This window comes from Vibrio sp. MOR3 (assembly GCF_001557775.1).
In the GTDB taxonomy this organism is placed as follows: Bacteria; Pseudomonadota; Gammaproteobacteria; order Enterobacterales; family Vibrionaceae; genus Vibrio; species Vibrio jasicida.
The window spans coordinates 396,424-420,176 of the sequence record NZ_LNRD01000001.1; the positions used below are offsets into that span (position 1 = coordinate 396,424).

The window sequence follows — 23,753 nt, forward strand, 5'->3', positions numbered from 1 at the left end:
GTTAAGCCGTTAAGTATTTTTTCTTCAACGTTTCGATTTCTGGTGCGGTAAAGAAATGTTGTGTTAACTTGGAGGACAGCATTTCTTCGACGAATTCAGGTTTGGGTTGGTATGAGCTTTTAAACTCTTTAATCAACGGTGAATACCATTTATTGTCGGCCTGATTTTCATGCACAACTTCTACATCTTGTTGCAAAAACTCGCTGATCGCTTGTTGCGATTGATCCAGCTTGTCGATGCGAACCACCATGAGTGAAAAATTACGATTTTGATAAGTCTGGTAACCAAGTTGGTGATCAAATGGTTGAACAAAAACATCAATGCCTGTCAGTGCTTTGATTTCATTATCGAACCACTCAAGAGGATATTGGTGATTAACATGCTCTTCGAATGCTTCATGAAGTAACTGAGGACGCTCAGAGCGTACCGCGCTGTCATCTTTGAGGTACTTGTCTGCCATCCAAAACGGTAACGACTGAAAAAACATCGAGACGTTTCGTCCAACAGGTTCACGAACTAAGGAAATAATACGGACTTGTTCCTTACGTTTGAGCATATTGCACATGACAGCTCGTTTTAATGTGCGTTTAACAAGGTTAGTGACGGGCTTATGGAGTTGTGCCCGCACGGGTGAAATCTGCTTTCCTGCTTCAATTGACATCAAATCATGCAAATGAAGCGAGTTTGGAATGGATTTTTCTAGTGCGCTCGAACCTACTTTGCCCATCTGATAAATAAGGATCGGTTTTTCTTGGCTTTTAAGAATCTGATACCACTGCATAGAATGATTAGTAGGCGTATTTTTGGACATAAAGCGCTTCTCCTTCCTTAGATTTCGCCTGAGTGATAAGAACACCAAGAGATGGTATCGAGTGTTGAATTTGTTTGGATAACGCTATGCTAACCAGTGATGCTTTAGTGGATTCTGAACGGATAACCGTGATCAGACCGTTAGCTTGTTGACCTAGGATTAAGGCGTCACTAACAGACAGCAATGGTGGCGTATCAATAATGATGCGATCGTATTTGTCCTTTAGATGGCTCAACAATTTATCGAAGCGGTCTGATGCCAGTAACTCCTGTGGGTTAGGTGGAATGATCCCTGCCGGCAGTACATCTAAATTCGCTTCTTCATTACGTACAATGCAATCTCTCAAAGGGGCGTCCATAGTCAGGATGTTTGTGAGGCCAGGATTTGACTCTGGAATATTGAATCGTTTTGCTAGTGATGGTCTGCGCAAGTCACAATCAATAAGCAGTACTCTCTCCATCGTTGAAAAGGATACGGCCATATTGATGCTGGTGGATGTCTTACCCTCTTCTGGTATTGCAGAGGTGAAAGGCAGTACTTTCTGATTGGTATTCGTAAGCCTTAACAACAAGGATGTTCTTACCGAGCGGCAAGCTTCACTAAACAGTTTTTCATCTTGGTCTAAATAAGCCGAGTAGGTAACGCCTCCTTGTCTGAGGTTACGTTTTTTGACCTTTGGAATGGTACCAAGGCACGTGACGCCAAGTTTATCTTGAACATCAGATGAAGTTCGAATGACTTCGCGAAGTGTTTCTAAAAGAATCACAAGCGCGCAAGCAATTGCAAACCCGAAGAAAGTAGCGATTAGAACCAACTTCATGCGCTGTGGGGCGATAGGGAAGAGTGGCACAATCGCTGGGTCAGTAAATCGCGCAGTGACATTTTTGTAATCGCTTGTCGCGTTCGTTTCTTTTTCACGATTCAAAAACGCTTCGTAAAGATCTTTGTTGGATTCCACTTCTCGCTTGAGTTGCTCGTAACGTGCTTTTTGAGATCCAAGCATTTGGAAGTCTGACTTTTTACGATCCAATTCAGCTCGTAAAAGATCTTCTTGTGACTTTGCTGCGAGCAAGTCTTGCTGCTTACTAAAAGAAATTTCACGTATCAGTCGCTGCGTTCTTGCTTGGATAGATGTCAACTGCGCCTGAGCTTGAATCATACGATCATGTTTCGGGCCGTAGCGTTGTGACAATTCCGACACGCTTTTCGCCGCTTGTGCTTCAGATAGTTTTAAATCGCGTATTTGCGCTTGGTTGGCAAACTCATCAATAGATAACAAGCTATCCAAATCTTGTGAGGACTTTCGCTTAAGGAGCTCAATTAATGTTTGTGCTTCTATTCGGTTGTTGACAGCAGTGTTGAGTTTTCGGTTGAGTTCTTCCAGTTCGTTAGCATAGATGTCATCAATGCCATTAATGTCGATTAGCCCTTCTTGCATCAAGAATTCTTGCAGAGCCTGCTCTGAGGTTCTAAGGCGTTCTTCTAACTTCTGCGAGTTATTGGTTAACCATGTTGCCGCATTTTGCGTGACAACCAGTTTAGCTTCGAAATTTGCATCGATGTAAGCCTGACCGACGGCGTTTGCAACGGTGGTTGCAAGTTGAGGGTCGGTGGAGCGAAAACGAATCTTCACCAATTGGGTATTGCGAACGGGCTCAATCTCAAGCTTTCTTTTAAAAGTTTGTAGCGCTTGATAGTACGGTTTGCTGTGTTGGGATGTTTCCTTGGGGTTTGGTGCGACGTGCAGTAAATCCTGTACAAAAGGAATCGCTTTTATTTCATCAATTTTCTGCTTGATACCGCTAGCACTGGTGAATTCTGGGTGCTTAGTTAGGTTGAGTTGAGTGATGACTTTATCGGCGATGTGGTTGGATTTCAGTATCGCGATTTGAGTTTGGAAGTACTCTTTCTTTGTGGTATCAACTCCATACACTTCTTCGATCGAGAGGGCGCTTTTTTGCTCTTCTTGGATGAGTAGGGTTGCCGTTGCTTGGTATACCGACTTCTTTGAATAGATATACCAAGTGCAGGTGAGAGAAAAGATAATGGTAAAAGCAAGAATACTTAACCAGTTCTTTTTCAGGGTTCTGAAGTGGTGCCCGAACCGAATTAGCTCAACGTGATTCGAAGGGATATGATTTGCTTGAGTTCCGTTCATTGAATTGCCTGTCATTTAGAAGAAGCTCTGATCGATAAATACAATGTCACCAGGTTCAACAGAACGTTGCATGCTGACACTTTCCACGGTTTTACCCGTATTGTGTTGAGTAAGGTTGATGCCTTTACGGGAAGCTCTATCCGTTAACCCACCTGCGAGTGCTATCGCTTTTTCGATGGTCAATCCTGGTTGATATTCAAAGCCCCCAGGTTTTCTCACTTCACCGTTGACATAAAACAATCGGAAACTGTTGATGGTGACCATCACCTTTGGATTAATGAGGTAATCTCCCTTTAACCCAGTCTCGATTTCATACTTCAGTTGTTTTGGTGTTTTGTTGATTGCTTTAATACGCCCAAGGTATGGGTAATCAAAGTAGCCATCTGACGTGATAAGGATATTTTTAATGGTGAGGTCTTCTTCGCCATACACTTGGATTGAAATCGTGTCGCCAGTATCTAATTGGTAATCCTGTTCGTTAGCAGCCGAAAACGTCGGAGCACTGAACAAGGTGAGTACGAAACTCAACAAAGTGGTTAAAAGTTTCATTAACGTTCCTTGTTATAAAGAAAATCGAGCGTTAAGAGCCCAAATGTTTTGATCAAAGCTATAATTCTGCCAATTGGAATTCTTGTCCTGATATCGCCAGTCAGCTTGAAGTAAAACCCACCGCTTTATGTGGTAATCGAGTCCCGCAGAGAGGGCGTAGCGATCTTCATTTCGAGTGATACCGGTATAGTCATCTTGTTGGTACAAAGCCCCTAATCGTGTTGTTAGGTAACTGTTCCAATCGTGTTTTATATCTAATATGTAGCGTGTTTGAAGGTTGTAATCGCCGTCTTGGTCAGGGCTAACTGCCGCTTGGGTGGTTTTGACCGTAAACAGGGTTTGCTCTTGTGGGAGCCACTCCAAACCAATGTCCCAACTCAATCCGTCAAAGGTTTCTCGCTCATCGCTGTCGAAGCTCTTCACCTGATAGCCCAAGCGGGCTATGCCCTTAGTTTTACCTGTGACTTCCCACTGAGCTCCGGTGTAATAGAAGCCAGAATAGTTGTCTTTTGAAGGTGAGGAAGGGTTGTCTGACAGGTAGTCTGTGTTCGCTTGTTGAGTGCCTACTAGCCAATAAGTTCGCGGTGTTGCACGTAGATAAAATTCTAAATGGGCATTTGGTGAACGAAAGTCGTTGTACTTCGTCTTTGAGCTTCGCTTTCCGGGTAAGCCTTCACGGTAGTTTTGGTAAGTTTTGTCTCGATATCCAATGCCAGCTTCGAATCTTCCTTTTGAACCCTCAGAACCAAATACATAGTTTGTTCTCAGGTCATTGCGATGAAATTCAACCGGATCAATCAGCAAGGAGCCTTGACCCTCAGTGAAGTCCTCACCTTTTTCTTCATGTTGAGCTCGAAATTGATAATCGATAACAAGATGATTGCGACGATTGAACTCAAAGAAATTAGTAAACTGAAAGGTGTGGTCATCGTAGTCATTCTGATCATCAGAAGAAAACCCAGCACTCAGCTTATAGAGCAGGTTTGCTCGGTATTGATTACGCTCTATTTTGGCCAGCAAAGCAGGTTCTACGCCCCATATGTTGACTGATTCTATGTTCTCACCACTATCGGCTTTGTTGATGTTGTCATTACCTTCGTAAAACAAACCAACGGTAGGAATAAGCTCAATGCCGGAGTCTGTTTTGTAGGCCATCGGTTCAGCCGATGCCCCTGCCGAGATGAGGGTAACAGCTGCGATGACAGGAGCTTTCTTTATTGGGATGAATTTAATACGCATTGGAACCTGTAAATCCTTTGAAAATGGTTAAGAAAATGATTTTGAGATCCATCCATACTGACCAGTGGTGGATGTAGTCCAAATCGAATTCAACGCGCTTTTCCATTTTATCTAGAGTGTCTGTTTCACCTCGATAACCATTGATTTGAGCCCAACCGGTAATACCAGGCTTTACCTTATGTCTCAGCATGTAGCGATCGACAATCTGGCGATACTCTTCGTTGTGTGACACCGCGTGTGGACGAGGTCCGACAATTGACATCGTACCTTGAAGAACATTAATAAATTGAGGAAGTTCGTCGAGAGAAGTTCGACGAAGGAATCCACCGAAAGGCGTAATACGAGGGTCGTTTTTAGTGGCTTGTTTTACATCGTTGCCTTGTTCCATCGTTGTCATTGAACGGAACTTCCAAACTGCAATCTTTCGACCATCCAACCCGTAACGGAACTGTTTAAAGATGATTGGGCCTTTTGAAGTCAGCTTAATCCCGACTGAAATGGCGAGCAGTACTGGAGAAATTAGAAGCAATATAATGCTAGAGAGAACAATATCTTCTAGGCGTTTAATCCAAGATGAAATCCCTGCGAAGGGGGTATCAAAAACGCTTAGAGTTTGTACTTGGCCGATTTGATCCCAACGTGAGTGCAACAGGTTATAAGTGAAGAAATCAGGGATGAGATAAGTATTAGCTGTTGTATCAGAAAACTGATTGAGGAATAGCGCGATACGCTCGTTTGCATGCATTGGCATTGCGATATAGACGTAATCGACCTCACCACGTTTGGCTCGTTCCAGCGCTAAACTTACGTTGCCTTTGATTGGGTAGTCTGACGTAGGTAATCGGTCCTTTGAGCGTTCGTCGTAGAAACCATCGAACAGCACACCATGTTCAGAGTGGTTTTCTAGTTCATTCGCCAAAGTTAAACCATGTTGGGTTTGTCCAATGATGATTGCTGTTCTGGTGTTGTAGCCTAGTTTACGCATGTAGGCTAAAGCGACGCGAAACACGCTTCGCCAAGATAAAAGGAGGATGGGTGTAAGCAGGAACCAAACGACTAATAGGTTTTTATCAAATAGTTGATGAACTTGAGAGAAGTACAAAACCATAAAGAGGAAGGTACAGGTAACGAGCCAAGATATGCACGTGATAGAGATTTGCTCTTTGAACGAGCTTGTACGCCATGAGCGATATAACTTGCCGCTTTCAGCCATGATCAGAAATGAGATGCTACCGACGAATGATAAGATTACGTAGTCTTTCTCAATAGAGGTGTTAACGTCATTCATTACGAGTAGCAGCATAAATGACACAATGACAACGAGATCAATCAGGCGGTATAGAAAAGCAAACTCCACCTCATGCGAACGAATAAGTCCTTTGTGTTTCATAACTTAAGTTTCCCTTTAGACACGCTACCGCCATTGAGTGTCGTTCTCAATATCCGTGTCGTTAACGCTTTATATTGTTAAGGCTTGTGTAATAGATTGGGCTAGAGCCCTTATATATCCGAAACAAGTTTAAAAATTTGCATTGTTTGGGTAAGTGGAAATAAGAATGAAATTTAGACCTTAGGCTAATATTTACAGGTTAGGAAAAACGTAATACTTACTGGGGGTTGGTGGGTAAAAGTACTAATCAGGGAGTAAGATAAGGTAACTAATGTTTGACGATGAACATTGTCTATTGGATTAATTTTTAAGGTGAGAAATTAATACGATAGTTTTGAAATAAAAAAATCCCTCTCGAATGAGAGGGATTGTTAGCAAGCAAAGGTTAAAGAGATTTTATTCTACGTCTACGCCATTTTCTTTATGTAGGCGACGACACGCGCGACCATCACTGTGGAACAAGTGGCATCGATGCGCTGGGATACCGATTTCAAGCTTGTCACCCGTATCAACTGGTAACGTGTCTGGCTGGCGATAGATAACATCTGCGTCAGCACCTTCAAGGTTCAAGTAAACTTGAGTCTCATTACCAAGTTTTTCAACAATCATCACTTCGCCGTGAATTGCTGCGTCAGCTTCTGTTGCTTCAATGAGGTGCTCTGGACGAATACCTAGTGACATACGGTCACCACGGTTAACTGTTGTGCCATCGACTGGAATCCAGAACGACACACCATTAGAAAGTTGTACTTTTACGCGCTCTGCTTCGGCTTCTTCAATGAATACACTCATGAAGTTCATTTTTGGTGAGCCGATGAAGCCAGCGACAAAGCGGTTTTGTGGGTAGTGGTAAAGCTCCAGAGGTTTACCAACCTGAGAAACGTAACCGCCATCAAGAACCACGATTTTATCTGCCATTGTCATTGCTTCTACCTGATCGTGTGTTACGTAGATCATGGTACAGCCTAGTTGGCGTTGTAGCTTAGTGATTTGCGCACGCATGTTTACACGAAGCGCGGCGTCTAGGTTTGATAGTGGCTCATCAAGAAGGAATACGTTTGGCTGAGAAACAAGCGTACGGCCGATGGCGACACGTTGACGTTGACCACCAGATAGTGCTTTTGGTTGACGCTCCAACAAGTGACCCAGCTGAAGAATTTCCGCTGCGTGCTCAACACGCTTGTCGATTTCCGCTTTGTCTGCTTTTGCCAGCTTAAGACCAAACGACATGTTGTCGTATAGATTTAGGTGTGGGTAAAGAGCGTAAGACTGGAATACCATACCAACACCACGTTTGGATGGTTCTACGTCGTTCATGCGCTCGTCACCAATATACAAATCACCTGATGTAATGTCTTCAAGACCGGCAATACAACGTAGAAGGGTAGATTTACCACAACCTGATGGACCAACGAAAACCACGAATTCGCCTTCGTGGATTTCTAGATCTACGTTTTTAGAAATCAGTACGTCGCCATACGCTTTACAAACATTTTTTAACGTGACACTCGCCATGTAGCTCGTCCTCGATCAATTTTTATTTTTCACCGCTCATCATTATATGAATTTTCTAGCGAGCAGTAACAGTAGGAATCGGTAAGTTATTGGGATTGGTAAGAAAAACAGGGTAACGCTCCAAAATGTCCTGAACAGGAGCGTTACCCACCATAGCCAAATACGAGTTTCTCTCCCCCACATTATTCGTGTTGTCTCCCCCGTGAAATAATTACCACAAACAACACCAATAATGACAATTCCGCTCGTATGGCAATGCAAAACCAGCAAATCTTTTAACCTATAGGGTAGGTACTGCTGGGAAAGGGTTCTTACCATCCACTCTTGGATGACTGCAGTTTCTAAGATTGTGCTCATTGCTACATCCTCCTAGTGGAAATAATTGTAGGGGGAGTAGGCGGGGAGGAGGCAAAAAGGAGGAGTAGAGGGAGAGTTGGGCGGAAATCACATTATTGCGTGACCTAAAGTTGAAACCGATCACAGGAAGTATTCATTTTGTGATTTGAGTCTCTAACCCTTGGCGATTCAGATCACGAAAATACGTCATAATTGCAAGGGCGTAGGGATTAGGAGGATGAGACATATGGGATTATTTCAGATGATATATGTCGAAATACGGCTGAACCTCAATGGACTAGCCCTACATCAAAAATATAAAAAGGATACGAACATGAAAAAATTAAGCGCTGCAGCACTAGGTACTCTTGTTGCTCTGGGCTCTTTCGGTGCAAACGCTGCCATCGAAGAAGGACAACTTACTATCTGGATCAACGGTGATAAAGGCTACAACGGCCTTGCAGAGGTTGGTAAGAAGTTTGAAGAAGACACTGGTATCAAAGTAACAGTGGCTCACCCAGACGGCCTACAAGACAAGTTTCCTCAAACTGCAGCGACAGGTGATGGTCCTGATATCGTATTCTGGGCTCACGACCGTTTCGGTGGTTATGCAGAAGCTGGTCTACTTGCTGAAATCAAACCTTCTCAAGAGGTTCAAGAAGGCATCGTTGATTTCGCATGGGATGCAGTTCGTTACGACGGCAAACTGATCGGCTACCCTGTAGCGGTTGAGTCTCTATCTCTTATCTACAACAAAGACCTTGTTCCAAACCCACCTAAAACATGGGAAGAGGTTGCAGCATTAGATGCGAAACTTAAGAAAGATGGCAAGTCTGCAATCATGTGGAACCTAAAAGAACCGTACTTCACATGGCCACTAATGGCGGCTGATGGCGGTTACGCATTCAAGTACACTTCAACTGGCTACGATGTTAAAGATGCTGGTATTGCGAACGAAGGCGTGAAAGACGCAATGAACTTCGTGAAAGGTCTTGTAGACAAAGGTGTTATCTCTGCAGATATGGATTACTCAGTATCTGAGTCTGCGTTCAACCAAGGCACTGCGGCAATGACTATCAATGGCCCATGGTCATGGGGCAACATCGAGAAGTCTGGTGTGAACTACGGCGTAACAACACTACCTAAATTCCAAGGTCAATCTTCTAAGCCATTCGTTGGTGTTTTAACTGCTGGTATCAGCACTGCATCACCTAACAAAGACCTAGCAGTAGAGTTCATCGAGAACTACCTACTAACTAACGACGGTCTACGTATGGTTAACAACGATAAGCCACTAGGCGCGGTTGCTCTAAACTCATTCCAAAAAGAGCTAGATTCAGATACTCGTATCGCTGCAACAATGGACAATGCGATGAACGGCGAAATCATGCCAAACATCCCACAAATGAACGCATTCTGGGGTGCTGCTAAGAACGCTATCATCAACGTTGTTGACGGTCGTCAAACTGTAGATGCTGCTCTAGCAGATGCAGAAAAACAAATGACTAAATAATTCAGTAATACCCTTTTTAAGGAGGGGGCAACCTCTCCTTACTTTTCTACTTTTATCCTATATTCGCTAGCAGGTTCCCTATGCAGTCAGTTCAAGGTACAAATGCTATGACAGCACCAGAAGCCAGCCTTCCGAGCAGCAAAAAAGTGTTTATCAAGTGGGCACTATTAGGCACAGTCGGCATTATCAATGGCTACGCAACAATCCTTATGTATTCTCGTGGTGAGATTGCGTTTGCACTCCTTACGCTCATTCTTACCGGTTTAGCGCTATTTATTTTTGGTAGTAAAAAGACCTACGCTCATCGTTATATCTACCCAGGTATTGCGGGGATGATCTTATTCATCCTTTTCCCTTTGGCTTATACCATAGGTCTCGCATTCACTAACTACAGCGCAAAAAACCAACTCTCTTTTGACCGTGCGCAGACCGTTTTAATGGACAGAACGTACCAAAGTGGTGATAGCTACCCGTTCACTCTGTACAAAACTGAGCAGGGTCATCAAATTGTAGTGAAGAAAGGTGAGGCGCTTTTAGCAACACTAACCTTTGAATTGCAAGGCTTCTCTGCGACAGACTTAGATTTAGCGCCAATCACAGAAGCGACGGGCGATAAAGAACCGATTAAAACGATCGTTAAAAACCGTAGCGCTTTGAGTGGTGTTGATCTACACCTGCCAAACGGCGATGACATCCGTATGAGCGGTCTTCGTAAGTTTGCGGCTGTTGTTCCGCTTTACACGCTGCAAGACGATGGTGAGACGCTATACAACAATCGTACCCAAGAGACACTACGTCCAAATATGGATGTGGGTTACTACCAACCAGTAGACGAAAATGGTCAGTTTGTTGGTAACACGGTTTCTCCAGGTTTCGTAGTAAACATCGGTACGCACAACTTTGAACGTGTTTGGAAAGATGATGGTATCAAAGAGCCGTTCATCAGCATCTTTATCTGGACGATTGTTTTCTCTGCGTTGACCGTTGTTTGTACACTGGTTATCGGTCTAGTACTTGCAAGTGTCGTTCAGTGGGAAGCCTTGAAAGGCCGCTCTGCATACCGATTACTGCTTATTCTTCCGTATGCGGTACCAGCGTTTATCTCTATCTTGATCTTTAAAGGTCTCTTCAACCAGAGCTTTGGTGAGATCAACATGTTGTTAGAAGGGTTGTTTGGTATTAGCCCTGCGTGGTTCTCTGACCCATTCATGGCGAAAACCATGATCCTAGTGGTTAACACATGGTTAGGTTTCCCTTACATGATGATTCTTTGCATGGGTCTACTAAAAGCCATTCCTGAAGACCTCTATGAAGCATCAGCTATTGATGGCGCAAACTTCATCACCAACTTTACTCGCATCACGCTACCGATGATGCTTAAGCCACTAACGCCATTGCTGATCGCTAGCTTCGCGTTTAACTTCAACAACTTTGTACTTATCCAGCTATTAACGGGTGGTGGTCCTAACATGATTGGCACATCGGAGCCGGCAGGTTACACGGACTTACTTGTAAGCTACACGTACCGCATTGCATTTGAAGGCGCTGGCGGTCAAGACTTCGGTCTAGCAAGTGCGGTTGCAACGCTTATCTTCCTATTGGTTGGCGCGCTAGCACTATTGAACCTACGTGTTACTAAAGTAGCTCAGGATTAAGGAGACAGAACAATGGCAATGGTACAAGGCAAGTCATTAAAATATCGTGTTTGGGCTACGCATATCGCAATGTGGGCGTTCTTAGCGCTGATTATCTTCCCTCTACTGATGATCATCGCGATCTCATTCCGTGAAGGTAACTTTGCAACAGGTAGCCTTATCCCAGACAACCCGACGCTAGACCACTGGAAATTAGCGCTAGGCATATCAGTCACAAACGCAGATGGGTCGGTTACACCGCCGCCATTCCCAGTCATGACTTGGCTGTGGAACTCAGTAAAAGTTGGTGGTATTTCAGCTATCTTGATTGTGGCTCTGTCGACCACTTCAGCGTACGCGTTTGCTCGTATGAAGTTCAAAGGTAAGAACACTATCCTGAAAGCGATGATGATCTTCCAAATGTTCCCAGCAGTATTGGCATTGGTTGCACTATACGCATTGTTTGACAAACTAGGTCAGTACATCCCGTTCCTAGGCTTGAACACGCATGGTGGTTTGATCTTCGCTTACTTAGGCGGTATCGCTCTTCACGTATGGACAATCAAAGGCTACTTTGAAAGCATCGATTCTTCATTAGAAGAAGCAGCAGCGCTCGATGGTGCAACGCCTTGGCAGGCATTCCGTCTGGTACTACTTCCACTGTCAGTGCCAATTCTTGCGGTAGTGTTTATCTTGTCATTTATCATGGTGATAGGCGAAGTTCCGGTAGCATCACTACTGCTATCTGATGTAAACTCGTACACTCTTGCGGTTGGTATGCAGCAGTACTTGTACCCTCAGAACTACTTATGGGGCGACTTTGCAGCAGCAGCAGTGCTTTCAGCTGTACCAATCACAGCGGTATTCTTACTGGCGCAACGCTGGCTTGTTGGTGGTCTAACGGCTGGTGGTGTGAAAGGTTAATCTTGGTTGGTCACTAAGATACAAAAGAATAACTAGAAAAGGGCGACCATTAGGTCGCCCTTATATTTAGCAATCGATATTACACTTTTGGTTTGGCCGCCGATCAGTAATATCTCGCTTTAATTGGCGTTACGCATAGCTGGCTGTTAGCTTAGTTCCTTACGCTTTAATCACTAACAGTTTCTTGTAACCATAACCTGAGTCTTGACTCAGGTTTTTTTATGCCCGTCGTTCACGAGGTTTATTTTCTTAATGCAGGTAGAGATTAGCGGCTTTGCAATGGATTACACAGTTGAGCCGGAATGCCATGCGTATCACTTCACATAAATAATCTGTGGGTATTTTCGAAAGGGCGATCAGGGAGTTGGGAGAGATTAAAGCTCTCGGCTTGAAGGAGCGCAACCTACGTACTGAAGCAAGGTATATAAGCTCTCTTGTTGCAGCGCAACGCGACGAAATAAATCAGCAAAAGTAGAATCACCACCAAAGCAAGCTTGAATGTAATGATTAATCTCTGTTTCGTTATATCCTTCGACATACATCGTTCTTACCCACTGGTATTCAACGGCTTTCAAATTAGTGAGTGTGTCTTCGCTTAATGTGGTCTCTTTCAATCTCAAGATCCAAACTCTATCCAATAGCAAAATTGTGCTTGGATTTAAGCAAATCAAAGTGAAAGATTTATGACAATTTGACGCTTGTGTGAAGCGAATGACACAACCATGACATTGCTTCACACAGCAAGGGGGCAAACGCTTACTTTTGTTGAGCGACGTGAGTTATTTGAGATACTTAACGTGCGCTTCCATCTCTTCGCCAATTTGCTTACGCATGTTCATCAAGCGAATAGCCGATTGTTCTAGTGCTTTGTCTTCATCCGACTCAGGAATCCACTTCGGTACATCGGTTGGTTTTCCGTCTTCATCGACCGCAACCATGATAACGATACAATGCGTCGTTAGGCGGTTTTTTAACTCTTTGGGATCGCAGGCTTGTACATCGATAGCAATGTGCATTGAACTGCGTCCTGTGTAGATAACTTTGGCACTGACTTCGACTAAGTTACCGACATGAATCGGCGCGACAAATCGAATACCACCCGCATACGCTGTGATGCAGTACTTGCCACTCCAAGCCGCGCTGCACGCGTAAGCGGCCAAGTCGATCCATTTCATTACGGCGCCACCGTGCACTTTACCACCGAAGTTTACGTCTCCGGGTTCAGCAAGAAAACGAAGGGTAATATCTCTTTGACCACTGCTCATCTGTCATTCCTTTATTGTTGTCGTTGTTATTAGACTCAATGTATCAGCAAGGAATTCATTCTGGAATAGGAGACGCAACAAAATATTAACTTTTCTGTCAGCCTGAGCAGTAAAAGGTGCGGAGCACAAAAAAGCCACGGAAGATACCGTGGCTTGAGGGATTGAATTACGATGTCGCAGGCGGTAAATCTGGGCTTGGCGATTGCACCTTCTTTCGAATCTTAACCTGCGACAAGATAACGCCAGAGATAACCAGCATGCCACCAATGATATGGTACACATGGATTTCTTCACCGAGCATAGTCGAAGCCAAAGCTACCGAGACCACAGGCATCAGGTTCATGAACATGGCACTAGAATCCGCGCCAATCAAATCGATGGCTTTCACCCACATCAATGGGGCAAAGATAGACGCCGCAATACCCGCGTAAGCAATGAGAGGTAGTGCGCTTTGGCTTGGAAGTAACTGGTCGCTGCTAAGCCAAAGTGGGGTAAGCATTATCAGCGTGAAAAAGCCCTGCATGTAAACCAGAGTCATACTGTTGAATGGCATTTTCCAACGCTTAAGTAACACGCAGTAAATCGCGTAACAAAGGGCAGCAAGAAGCATCAAGCTGTCACCTTGTGTCATATCTTGATGTAGGAAGTAGGTAATATCGCCATGACCAAGCATAAACGCCAAACCGCCAAGCGAAATCACGCCGCCCGCCACGCTCAACATAGAAATTGACTTACCTAACAAGGGTACGCTCAGAAAAACACTGATAAGAGGAACAAGAGAAGTGATTAGCGCCATATTGGAAGCCGTGGTAGTCAAGCCTGCGTAGTAGCCTAACGATTGGTTTAACACCATTCCGAGCAGAGCAAGGCAAGCTAGCTTCGTCATGTAAGGACGAATGACATGACGTTGGCGGATTACGGCAGGTAAGCAAAATGGTGTTAGAAGCACCATAGCGACAAACCAACGATAGAAACTCATTGCACTCGGTTCAATGGCACTTGCTGCCATTTTATTTACGATGGAATTCCCACCCCAAATCATGACAGTAAAAAACGGAAGCAAATAAACCATGAGAACCTCATCGCACAATAATTAATGGCGCTAGTCTGACAGGTCTTTATAATGAAAAGTATCTCTGGAAAGACATCGTAAGCGATAGGAAGACAATTTTGAAAAAGACCACTAGGAATCTTCATCCTTCATTATCAATTGAGCAGGCACCATCAGATGTGTTTATGAATTTTGAAGCCTTTCTGTCGAATACTGAGACTCGGATTCATAGTCACCCTTGGGGACAAGTGCAGTTGATAAGTGGCGGCATTCTAGAAATGGATGCAGAAGACACACGCTTTTTAGCACCACCACATCTGGCTATTTGGGTGCCGGCTGGAATTCGTCATACCAGCTATAACCGTAAGCCATTGGAATACTGCTCTTTAAATATCGCACCAGAGCTAACGCAGCACTTCCCGTCTAAAACCAGTCTGATCAAGGTAACGCCAATAGTGTCTGCAATTGTGGAAGACTTTCGTCAGCGCGACATTAACGTGGCAAAGAGTGAAGAAGACAAACGCATCGTACAGGTACTGCTTGATCAGTTAGCGAAGCAAGAGGTTGAGCATCACTTCTTGCCAACCACAGATAACAAATATCTGGAACCCATTCTTAAAGCCGTTGAAGAAGCGCCAACGGATGAAATTAGTTTGGGGGAGTGGGCGGAAAAGGTGCATACTACTGAACGAACGCTAGCTCGTCATTGCCAAAGTGAGTTAGGGATGAGTTTTACTGAATGGCGATTACGAGTTCGTTATCTGCACTCAATGGAGCTATTAAGAAAAGGGCAAACGGTAAAAGAGGTGGCGTTGACGTTGGGCTATAACCAAGCCAGTCCATTTATTGCCATGTTCAAGAAATACTCCGGCATTACACCGGAGCAATATAAGAACCGCTTGTTATAGCTGAGCGAGCACGTAGTCTAAACCGCCTACAACTGCTGCAACTTGAGCATCGTTACACTCCTCATCAGTCACTTTCGGGCTGTCTGGGTAAACTTCGGTTGTGGTGCCGTAAGTGCAGTTGGTTACGCCGCCACACAAACCCAGTTTCACCATTGGGTAATTAATGACGCCAAATTGCACCACTGGCGAGCCAATGATTTCGCCTTTATCGTCAGCAGGTGCAATGTGCGTTACCTTAGCTACTGACTCGATGACCGCTTTTTGGAACTCAGGTTGCGGGTTTTCTGTATCACCGACCGTGTAGAAACCGTCTGGGATCATGCCTTCGATGTATTCAAGGCCATCACGCGCCGCAAGTGCAGGGCGGAATTCAGTTTCATCAGAATCGGTGGTTTCGTGCAGGTCGATGTGCATTAGAACATCACCCAAGGTCGCAACCAGCTTCATCAAGTTTGCTGATTCTTCCGCATGGCTATCTGCATAGAAAGAGCGGTTTGGGTCGATCGCATTTGGGTTCCAGCGGTTAATCACTTCGTAACCCCAAGGGCTAACACATGGCGCAACGACAATGTTGAAGTGTTCTGCATAACGTTCTGCTTGTGTATCAACAAACTTCAGTGCGCCATGAACGCCACTTGTTTCGTAGCCGTGCACGCCGCCGGTGACTAAAACAACAGGTTTTGCTGCATCCCAGTTACGAGTCTTGATACAAAATAGAGGGAAGCGTGCCTCGTCGTAAGAAAGTGCGCCGTATTGCTCAACATCAAAACGCTCGCGAAGGGCATCAATTTTTGTCACGACTTCTTCTTGGTAGCTACGTTTTACGTCACGTTGCTCACACCAAGCTTTGCGTTCTGCTTCGCCCCATGGCTGATCTGGGGTACCGATTGGGTAAGTATATCCGCTTTTCATCTATACTTTTCTTTTGTGTGCTTGAAAGGTAAGACAAGACTAGTCCTGTCTCAAAGCCACATCAACACAAAACACAATTTGTGACCTTATTCTTTGCAGAATCATAACTTTGCTGAGTGATTTAATGGTGTTACATTTTGTTACTTATTCAATTCCATAAAAGAGATAAATAAATGGCTGGAGCAAGTTTACTGACACTGTTGGATGACATTGCAGCTGTATTGGATGATGTCGCATTGATGTCAAAGGTAGCGGCGAAAAAGACCGCTGGTGTATTGGGCGACGATTTGGCGCTAAACGCGCAGCAAGTATCGGGTGTTGCTGCCGAACGAGAAATTCCAGTGGTATGGGCGGTCGCGAAAGGTTCATTTAAAAACAAGTTGATACTAGTGCCTGCGGCGTTGCTTATTAGTGCGTTTATTCCTTGGTTGATCATGCCATTACTCTTGATCGGTGGTTTGTTTCTCTGTTTTGAAGGCGCAGAGAAGATCTTAGAGAAACTGTTCCCTCACGCTCATCAGCATGAAGATCACGCGGAAGAGTCCTCTGATACGGGGGAATCCGTGGAAGAGTATGAGAAGAGAAAAGTGGCGGGCGCGATCCGTACTGACTTTATTTTGTCTGCTGAAATCATCGTGATTGCGTTAGGTACGGTCACAGGAACAAGTATCGTGACGCAGATTTTGGTAGTAAGCCTGATTGCGATCTTGATGACCATTGGTGTCTACGGTTTAGTGGCTGGCATTGTTAAGCTCGATGATTTGGGCTTCTATCTAGAGCGTAAATCCAATGGCGAAGGTCTGAAAGCCAAACTCGGTGGGGCGTTAGTAGCGTTCGCACCGAAATTGATGAAGATGCTTGCGATTGTTGGTACTGCTGCGATGTTCTTGGTCGGCGGCGGTATTGTTGTTCATAACGTCCCTGCAATTCATCATCTGATTGAACCTATCATTATGGACTTCCGTGGTCACACGATTGCAACGGCGATCGTACCGACACTGCTTAACGGTGTGATTGGTGTCATTGCTGGTTTGATTGTGGTTGCTGCTTGGACGGTTGTTGAGAAGGTTCGCGGTAAATAAGCGCGAGTTCAGTTTGTTGAGGCTGTATTAGAGCCAAAAGAAAAGGGTCATGCCTTTTCATATCGAATATGGTGGCATGACCCTTTTCTCATTTCTTGAGGGTGATTATTTCACTTCCCATTCAATTTTTTCATTTGCACGGATTGGCACAACGATGTCGCTGCCAAATGGCATCGTTTCTGGTACATCCCACGCTGCTTTTTCTAGCTTGACTGTATCTGTGTTACGAGCGATGCCGTAAAAATCAGGGCCATTCAAGCTTGCGAATGCTTCTAGATTTTCTAGCTTGCCTTCGTTCTCAAAGACTTCAGCGTAAAGCTCTAGCGCTGCGTGTGCAGTGTAAGACCCAGCACAACCACAAGCCGACTCTTTTGCGCCTTTTGCGTGTGGCGCTGAATCCGTACCTAGGAAGAATTTCTTGCTGCCGCTTGTTGCTGCTTCGATAAGCGCTTGTTGGTGGGTATTGCGCTTAAGAATTGGTAGGCAGTAGAAGTGTGGCTTAATGCCGCCGACTAGCATGTGGTTACGGTTGAACAGCAGGTGGTGAGCGGTGATAGTTGCTGCAACGTTATCAGAAGCGTTGTTGACGAAATTAGCCGCATCCGCAGTCGTGATGTGCTCAAGAACGATTTTTAGGTTAGGGAAGTCGTTGACGATAGGAGCAAGAACCGTGTCTAGGAATTCCTTCTCACGGTCAAAAATATCAACGTGGTTGTGAGTCACTTCACCATGAACCAAAAGCAGCATGCCAACTTCTTCCATCGCTTCAAAAACGTGGTAGATGTTCTTTGCGTCGGTTACACCAGAATCAGAGTTGGTAGTTGCGCCTGCAGGGTAAAGCTTTGCTGCAACGATTTTCCCTGTCGCTTTAGCTTTGCGGATTTCGTCTGGCGTGGTGTTGTCTGTTAGGTACAGCGCCATAAGAGGTTCGAATTGCTCACCGTGTTGTTCAGCAAGGATGCGATCACGGTAGGCTAGCGCCATTTCAGTATTAGTCACTGGTGGGACGGTGTTTGGCATGATCAGTGCGCGGCCGTTATAACGGCTAATATCGCGAACGGTATCTTTTAGAACTTCACCATCGCGTAAGTGAACGTGCCAGTCGTCAGGACGAGTAATAGTCAGTGTTGTCATTAATTGCTCCCACCATTAATAAAGTTGTGATTGGAGCCTAAACGCTGCATTTACCTCAAGAGCAAACGCTTGCGCTTAGGCGACAGGATGATAGTGGAATTGCACTTTCATTTCATCCCATTTTTCACATTTCTTTACGATAGGAGCTCAGGTGGTTACTTCATCGTCAACCAAAGTGCGTGAATCGTACCTGGTAGGAAGAAGAAGAACGTCAGGATAAGGTTGATGAAGAAGTCTTTCTCTAGACCTTTTTCCATGTAAACCGCCACTGGTGGAAGGAAGATACAAAGTAGAATTAGAATCAGTTTATTAGTATCCATGGTCTATGCTCCGGATAGGTTATTTAAAGGTGTCAAAAAGTTGGCGAATTATGTGCACTATATCACTTTTTGGCAATCCTGTTTCGTCAGGAATATGCAAATTTATGGGACTCTGTTCATAAAATGAGACGCATAAGTCGGTATTCCAACGATGTTGATTGCCACGCACTGAAGATACCTCAGACAAATTGATGTTTTATAGGCACTTGGGTCATCAAACGTATGAGGATATGATAGTCCAATAATTAAAAAGTATCGTTAGGAAGAAAGCCATGTCGCAGTCAGTTTTGTCTCAAATCAATGTGTTCCCAGTAAAGTCGGTGGGTGGTGTTGCCCTTTCATCAGCTTGGGTTGAGAAGCAAGGCCTCAGTTTTGATCGTCGATTTATGATCGCGACGTCTGATGGTTCAATGGTTACGGCAAGAAAATTCCCGCAAATGGTGACCATTAAGTCAGCGTTATTGCCCGATGGTGTGGTGTTTACTAGCCTTGGTGAAGAGCCACTAAAGATTCGCTATCAAGATTTCAAAATGCAGGAAGCACCTGCAACGGTTTGGAAAGACAGTTTTACTGCATACACCACCACTGACGAAGCGGATGATTGGTTTAGTAAAGTGTTAGGTCTTCGTGTTGAGTTACTTTTTACTGGTGAGCAGTCCAATCGTGTAAGAGAGAAGTTGGGTCACAACGTTAGCTTTGCCGATGGTTATCCAGTGCTTGTTATCAGTGAAGCGTCACTGGAAGAGTTAAATCGCAGAAGCTCTGAGCAGCACTCAATGGATCAATTCCGAACCAACCTAGTGGTATCTGACACCAAGCCATTTGAAGAAGACTCATGGAAACGTATTCGCATTGGTGAAGTCGAATTTGAATCTGTAAAACCTTGTGAGCGTTGCATCTTAACCACCGTTAACACTCAACGCGGTACATTCCGAGAAAGCAAAGAGCCACTCAAAACACTGCAAGAGTTCCGCGCGAATGAGCGTGGCGGTGTATTCTTTGGCCAAAACCTTGTTGCTCTTAATGAAGGCATTATTCGTTCTGGTGACAAAGTCGAAGTGCTGGAATACAAAGAGCCAGAGTTCTATCCGGATAACTCTCCTCATCGAATGACGCTCACTTGTGTTGAACGAGAAGAGATTGCGCGCGACTTCGTAACCTTATGGCTTGAGCCAAGTAAAGGTCAGTTACCAACGTACTTACCAGGTCAGCATTTACCTATCGAAGTGGATATAGAAGGTAAGAAAGTAGGGCGTCGTTATACGTTGTCATCGAGCCCTTCTCGCCTCGGGCGCTACGCAATTTCGGTTAAGCGTGTTTCTGGTGGGCGTGTGTCTAATTCACTGCTTGATAATCTGCAAGTTGGAGATGTGCTGGAAGCGGAAACGCCAGATGGTCAATTTCATCTAAAAGAGCATTCTGTTCAGCCTCTATTGCTGTTGTCTGCTGGTAGCGGTGTAACACCAATGCTGTCGATGGTTCGTTACTTGGCTGATCACAACCAACTCGATGATGTGGTGTTCTACCATCAGTGCAGCAGCGAGATTGATATCCCATGTAAAGATGAGCTCGATGCACTAAAACGTCAGCATCCGGGATTAGATGTGAAGATTTGCTTAACTCAACCCGCAGTGGACTGGTTTGGTCTTAAGGGGCGAATCAGCTTATCCCATATAAAACAGATCAAAGATGTTGAGAAGCGGCAAGTGTTCGTTTGTGGCCCTGATGGTTTTATGCAAAAGGCGAAAAACCTTCTGCTCAAAAAAGGGCTACCGGAAGATAACTATCATCAAGAAGCATTTGGCGTTGCGGCTACTACAGCCAAACCAGAGAAAAGTGTTGAGATTGAATTCAACGGCTTTAAGTTGATGGGTAACAACCAACAAACGCTACTTGAGCAAGTAGAGAATGCAGGCAAAAACATTAGCAACAGCTGTCGAGCGGGCTTGTGTGGCGCTTGTAAGGTTCAATTAGAATCAGGGCTAGTCGATCACCCAGATGTACCTGCTATCAGCGCAGAGGAACGTGCGATGGGTAAAGTGTTGGCATGTTGCGCTATTCCGCAGACGGACGTGACAATCACAGACTAATTGCCATAAAGACGGATCGCAACCAGTAAAAAAACGCCGCTAACGTAGCGGCGTTTTTTATCTATCTCAGAGCGGTTTCAGAAACGAGTCGCTCAGAAATAAAATTGCAATTTAGTCGTAGATCGTTGGGATCGGCTGACGTTTGTGCTGCGTGGCCTTGTAAATTGACACCAGACGGTCACTCACTTGTTCCGAAACAGGTTTGCCTTCTAAGAAGTCGTCAATCTGTTCGTAAGAGAGATTCAGTGCGTTTTCATCTGCTTTTTGAGGATCAAGTTCTTCTAAATCTGCAGTCGGTACTTTCTTTACTAGTTGTTCCGGTGCACTCAGCGTTGCCGCGACTTCGCGTACTTGACGTTTGCTCAAGCCGAATAGTGGTGCCATATCACAAGCGCCATCACCAAACTTAGTGTAAAAACCGGTAATGTTCTCAGCCGAGTGGTCAGTGCCTAAAACTAGGCCGCCTACGTAACCTGCGATTTCATATTGAGCAGCCATGCGGGCACGTGCTTTTACGTTACCTTTTACAAAGTCGACTTTTGCAGCGTCAGTTGGCAGAAGGCCAGTACCTTCCAATGCAACATGAGATGCAGAGTGAAGACCATCTACGCCCGCTTTTATGTTTACAGATACAGAATGAGTTGGTTGGATAAAGGCAAGAGCAAGTTGTGCTTCGTCTTCATCCTTTTGCTCACCGTAAGGTAAACGAACGGCGATAAACTGGTAGCTATTGTCGCCAGCTTCTTCGTTCAGTTGGTCCACAGCCAGTTGAGCCAAACGACCACATGTCGTTGAGTCAACGCCACCGCTGATGCCAAGAACAAGAGACTTACAGCCTGCTTCTTGCAATTTACGCTTGATAAAAGCGACACGGCGCTCGATTTCGAAATGCGGGTCGATTGATGGGAGAACTCGCATTTCATCGCGGATGGATTGTTCCATTTCGGGTTCCTTTTCCTGCAAATACATCAGACACTAAATTAGTCGGAATGTGTTCATACTTAGGCCTACGTTTATTGTTCACAATTGGCGGGAAAGCGTTCAATTGATGTTCATAAACGTCGCATTAGTGTCAAAAAACTCTAAAGATTAGTAGTATCATACCGAATTCATCGGATTAGAAAACTCTCTTCAACCAGGTAATCACCGGATATGAAAAAAATCGCCGTTTTTGGTAGCGCATTTAACCCACCAAGCTTAGGGCATAAAAGCGTGATCGAATCCTTAAGTCACTTCGACCTCGTGCTTCTGGAGCCTAGCATTGCACATGCTTGGGGCAAAAATATGTTGGACTATCCAATCCGGTGCAAGTTGGTCGATGCCTTTATTAAAGACATGGGGCTTTCCAACGTTCAACGTTCAGACTTAGAGCAAAGTTTGTACCAACCTGGACAAAGTGTGACGACTTTTGCGTTATTAGAAAAAATTCAAGAAATCCACACGCAAGCCGATATAACTTTTGTCATTGGTCCTGACAATTTCTTCAAATTTGCTAAATTTTACAAAGCAGAAGAAATTACGGAACGTTGGACTGTGATGGCGTGCCCTGAGAAAGTTAAAATCAGAAGCACAGACATACGAGATGCTTTACTCGCTGATAAAGACATCAGTGCATTTACAACATCAACAGTCCGTGACATTTTACAAAGCGAACGCTTATACAAAGAAACGTTATCTGGTAACTAAGAGGTCAGATTTTCATGGTCAGAATAGTGGTATTTAGTGCATGCACGTTGCTTGTTGTTACACAAGCCAGCTTCGCGTGTAACTATTTGTCTGATCGTTCTGTTGTATTCGCTGATAACACCATGCCCATTTGTGAAGACATTTTTGATAGCGTCGGTGTGCTCAGTGTGGATACGCTCAATTGGTATGAGGCGGAAGAAAGACCGCTTGATGAGCCCACAGAAAACTACTGGGATGAGTGGGCGATTAAGTCGGAAGACACGCCATTGCTGACTCAAAGCTTGGAAAGTAACTATTTTGGCTTGGGTGTCTGGATGCCAGAAGAGTTGAGAGACGATGAAAGCAAAATGACAACCGAAGAATGGCTGAAGAGTCATGGGTTAATGTTCAGTATCGGTTTTGGGGACAAAAGTGATGGTGAACCAAGAATGCGCTTCGATTATCGTTGGCACGAATACTACGATGCTGACTGGATGATGCAGATAGAAGTCCCGTTCTAAATAACACTTCTTAATCAAAAAGGGCGTACATCATGTACGCCCTTTTTGATTCTAAGTTGGTAGTTGGTTACAGTGCTTCCCCAAACACTAAAAAGCACAACTGTTCGTATTCTTCTTCATTACCTGCAAACAAACGCTCGACGATGTCCATTTGCTTTTTGCCAGACAGTTTCATTTTACGAGCTTCTCTTAGTGTTAGCACCAAACACAACTCGATTGAAATTGGTGATTCGCAACCAGGTTTCCATTGATTGATCAAGCTTGTGAGGTGTGAGCCCGTCAGTTTTGGCTTCAATTCCAACGCCTCATATTTGGCGACTGTCAACAAATCCAGTTGTTTTTCACTGCGTGGTTCGGTGGTTACCAGTTTATCCATTAGCGCTTTTAATAGAGCGGAAGGTTTTACAAAGCCGGCTTGTTGAGCAAACTCATCGTTCAAACGCACAGAAAAATCACAACGAGTAGTGCGAGTATTTGGTAAAAAGGTGAGGGAGCTCAAACATCCCTGAGGAATCCAAAAATACTGACCTGGTTCGATGGCATACTCTTGTTTACCCAATTTTATGATCGCCAAACCCTCGACTACTAACAGTAGCGTGTGTTTTAGCGCTTTCTTACGCGCAGCAACATTGAGAAAAGGGTAATTTGCGTCGTGAAATTCAATTGCGTAGTTCATTGTGAATACCAGAGTTCTTGGGGCGCTAAGGTTAACGTTAAACCCTTAGAATGCCAACCG

22 protein-coding genes are annotated in these 23,753 nt (G+C 44.6%); 8 read left to right on the forward strand and 14 right to left on the reverse strand.

The window, feature by feature from the left end:
• Position 1: 1 nt before the first annotated feature.
• The 6 genes from ATB76_RS01745 to malK form a co-directional block, all read right to left on the reverse strand.
• The gene (locus tag ATB76_RS01745; protein ID WP_038867200.1) at positions 2–811 is read right to left on the reverse strand and encodes a putative capsular polysaccharide synthesis family protein; all 810 of its coding nucleotides are present in this window, start codon (positions 809–811) and stop codon (positions 2–4) included.
• On the reverse strand, positions 789–2,984 hold the full coding sequence (locus tag ATB76_RS01750) for a polysaccharide biosynthesis tyrosine autokinase (RefSeq protein ID WP_061034478.1): 2,196 nt from the start codon (positions 2,982–2,984) through the stop codon (positions 789–791). Before ATB76_RS01750 ends, ATB76_RS01745 begins: the two co-directional genes overlap by 23 nt.
• A complete protein-coding gene (locus ATB76_RS01755) occupies positions 2,985–3,518 on the reverse strand; it encodes a polysaccharide biosynthesis/export family protein (protein WP_054755177.1) in 534 nt (177 codons plus the stop codon). It abuts the gene before it with no gap.
• 12 nt (positions 3,519–3,530) lie between these two features.
• The gene (locus tag ATB76_RS01760; protein WP_061034479.1) at positions 3,531–4,757 is read right to left on the reverse strand and encodes an outer membrane beta-barrel protein; all 1,227 of its coding nucleotides are present in this window, start codon (positions 4,755–4,757) and stop codon (positions 3,531–3,533) included.
• A complete protein-coding gene (locus ATB76_RS01765) occupies positions 4,747–6,147 on the reverse strand; it encodes an undecaprenyl-phosphate glucose phosphotransferase (RefSeq protein ID WP_038867206.1) in 1,401 nt (466 codons plus the stop codon). Before ATB76_RS01765 ends, ATB76_RS01760 begins: the two co-directional genes overlap by 11 nt.
• Before the next feature lie 396 nt (positions 6,148–6,543).
• Positions 6,544–7,662 carry a maltose/maltodextrin ABC transporter ATP-binding protein MalK gene (gene malK, locus ATB76_RS01770; protein WP_038867207.1) on the reverse strand — a complete coding sequence of 373 codons (1,119 nt, stop codon included), beginning with the start codon at positions 7,660–7,662 and terminating at the stop codon, positions 6,544–6,546.
• A gap of 670 nt (positions 7,663–8,332) precedes the next feature.
• Between malK and malE the strand changes: the two genes are divergently transcribed.
• The 3 genes from malE (at position 8,333) to malG (ending at position 12,069) form a co-directional block, all read left to right on the forward strand.
• Complete coding sequence (gene malE, locus ATB76_RS01780; protein WP_038877780.1) at positions 8,333–9,511, forward strand: maltose/maltodextrin ABC transporter substrate-binding protein MalE; 1,179 nt, start codon at positions 8,333–8,335, stop codon at positions 9,509–9,511.
• A gap of 80 nt (positions 9,512–9,591) precedes the next feature.
• Complete coding sequence (gene malF / locus ATB76_RS01785; RefSeq protein ID WP_061034480.1) at positions 9,592–11,166, forward strand: maltose ABC transporter permease MalF; 1,575 nt, start codon at positions 9,592–9,594, stop codon at positions 11,164–11,166.
• Positions 11,167–11,178: 12 nt separating this feature from the next.
• On the forward strand, positions 11,179–12,069 hold the full coding sequence (gene malG / locus ATB76_RS01790; RefSeq protein WP_020194055.1) for a maltose ABC transporter permease MalG: 891 nt from the start codon (positions 11,179–11,181) through the stop codon (positions 12,067–12,069).
• A gap of 374 nt (positions 12,070–12,443) precedes the next feature.
• Here the strand turns inward: malG and ATB76_RS01795 are convergent, their stop codons facing one another.
• The 3 genes from ATB76_RS01795 to ATB76_RS01805 form a co-directional block, all read right to left on the reverse strand.
• Positions 12,444–12,689 (reverse strand): hypothetical protein, encoded by a 246-nt coding sequence (locus ATB76_RS01795; RefSeq protein WP_038867219.1) that lies wholly within the window; start codon positions 12,687–12,689, stop codon positions 12,444–12,446.
• Between the two features lie 159 nt (positions 12,690–12,848).
• On the reverse strand, positions 12,849–13,334 hold the full coding sequence (locus ATB76_RS01800) for an acyl-CoA thioesterase (RefSeq protein ID WP_038867221.1): 486 nt from the start codon (positions 13,332–13,334) through the stop codon (positions 12,849–12,851).
• 166 nt (positions 13,335–13,500) lie between these two features.
• Entirely contained in the window at positions 13,501–14,406 is a 906-nt protein-coding gene (locus tag ATB76_RS01805; protein ID WP_061034481.1) for a DMT family transporter, read from the reverse strand.
• 98 nt (positions 14,407–14,504) lie between these two features.
• Here ATB76_RS01805 and ATB76_RS01810 point away from each other — a divergent pair, with 98 nt between their 5' ends.
• Positions 14,505–15,293, forward strand: coding sequence for a helix-turn-helix transcriptional regulator (locus ATB76_RS01810; protein ID WP_005441149.1), 789 nt, complete (start codon positions 14,505–14,507; stop codon positions 15,291–15,293).
• Here ATB76_RS01810 and ATB76_RS01815 read toward each other — a convergent pair.
• Positions 15,288–16,205, reverse strand: a complete 918-nt coding sequence (locus tag ATB76_RS01815) for a M14 family metallocarboxypeptidase (protein ID WP_061034482.1) — start codon at positions 16,203–16,205, stop codon at positions 15,288–15,290. The two genes, ATB76_RS01810 and ATB76_RS01815, sit on opposite strands and share 6 nt — an antisense overlap.
• Positions 16,206–16,378: 173 nt before the next feature.
• Here ATB76_RS01815 and ATB76_RS01820 point away from each other — a divergent pair, with 173 nt between their 5' ends.
• Positions 16,379–17,287 (forward strand): DUF808 domain-containing protein, encoded by a 909-nt coding sequence (locus ATB76_RS01820; protein WP_042600134.1) that lies wholly within the window; start codon positions 16,379–16,381, stop codon positions 17,285–17,287.
• Between the two features lie 105 nt (positions 17,288–17,392).
• Here ATB76_RS01820 and pyrC read toward each other — a convergent pair whose 3' ends face one another.
• Entirely contained in the window at positions 17,393–18,421 is a 1,029-nt protein-coding gene (gene pyrC / locus ATB76_RS01825) for a dihydroorotase (RefSeq protein WP_061034483.1), read from the reverse strand.
• Positions 18,422–18,576: 155 nt separating this feature from the next.
• Positions 18,577–18,741 (reverse strand): YqaE/Pmp3 family membrane protein, encoded by a 165-nt coding sequence (locus ATB76_RS27030; protein ID WP_005453437.1) that lies wholly within the window; start codon positions 18,739–18,741, stop codon positions 18,577–18,579.
• Between the two features lie 272 nt (positions 18,742–19,013).
• Between ATB76_RS27030 and ATB76_RS01830 the strand changes: the two genes are divergently transcribed.
• Complete coding sequence (locus ATB76_RS01830) at positions 19,014–20,831, forward strand: hybrid-cluster NAD(P)-dependent oxidoreductase (protein WP_042600138.1); 1,818 nt, start codon at positions 19,014–19,016, stop codon at positions 20,829–20,831.
• Between the two features lie 111 nt (positions 20,832–20,942).
• Here the strand turns inward: ATB76_RS01830 and nadE are convergent, their stop codons facing one another.
• Positions 20,943–21,773, reverse strand: coding sequence for an ammonia-dependent NAD(+) synthetase (gene nadE, locus ATB76_RS01835; protein ID WP_042600139.1), 831 nt, complete (start codon positions 21,771–21,773; stop codon positions 20,943–20,945).
• Between the two features lie 210 nt (positions 21,774–21,983).
• On the opposite strand from nadE, the gene ATB76_RS01840 reads away from it, so the two are divergent.
• Entirely contained in the window at positions 21,984–22,517 is a 534-nt protein-coding gene (locus ATB76_RS01840) for a nicotinate-nicotinamide nucleotide adenylyltransferase (protein WP_038867237.1), read from the forward strand.
• Positions 22,518–22,531: 14 nt separating this feature from the next.
• Complete coding sequence (locus ATB76_RS01845) at positions 22,532–23,017, forward strand: hypothetical protein (protein ID WP_038867242.1); 486 nt, start codon at positions 22,532–22,534, stop codon at positions 23,015–23,017.
• 67 nt (positions 23,018–23,084) lie between these two features.
• Here the strand turns inward: ATB76_RS01845 and ATB76_RS01850 are convergent, their stop codons facing one another.
• Complete coding sequence (locus ATB76_RS01850) at positions 23,085–23,693, reverse strand: AraC family ligand binding domain-containing protein (RefSeq protein ID WP_039975031.1); 609 nt, start codon at positions 23,691–23,693, stop codon at positions 23,085–23,087.
• Positions 23,694–23,753 lie beyond the last annotated feature (60 nt).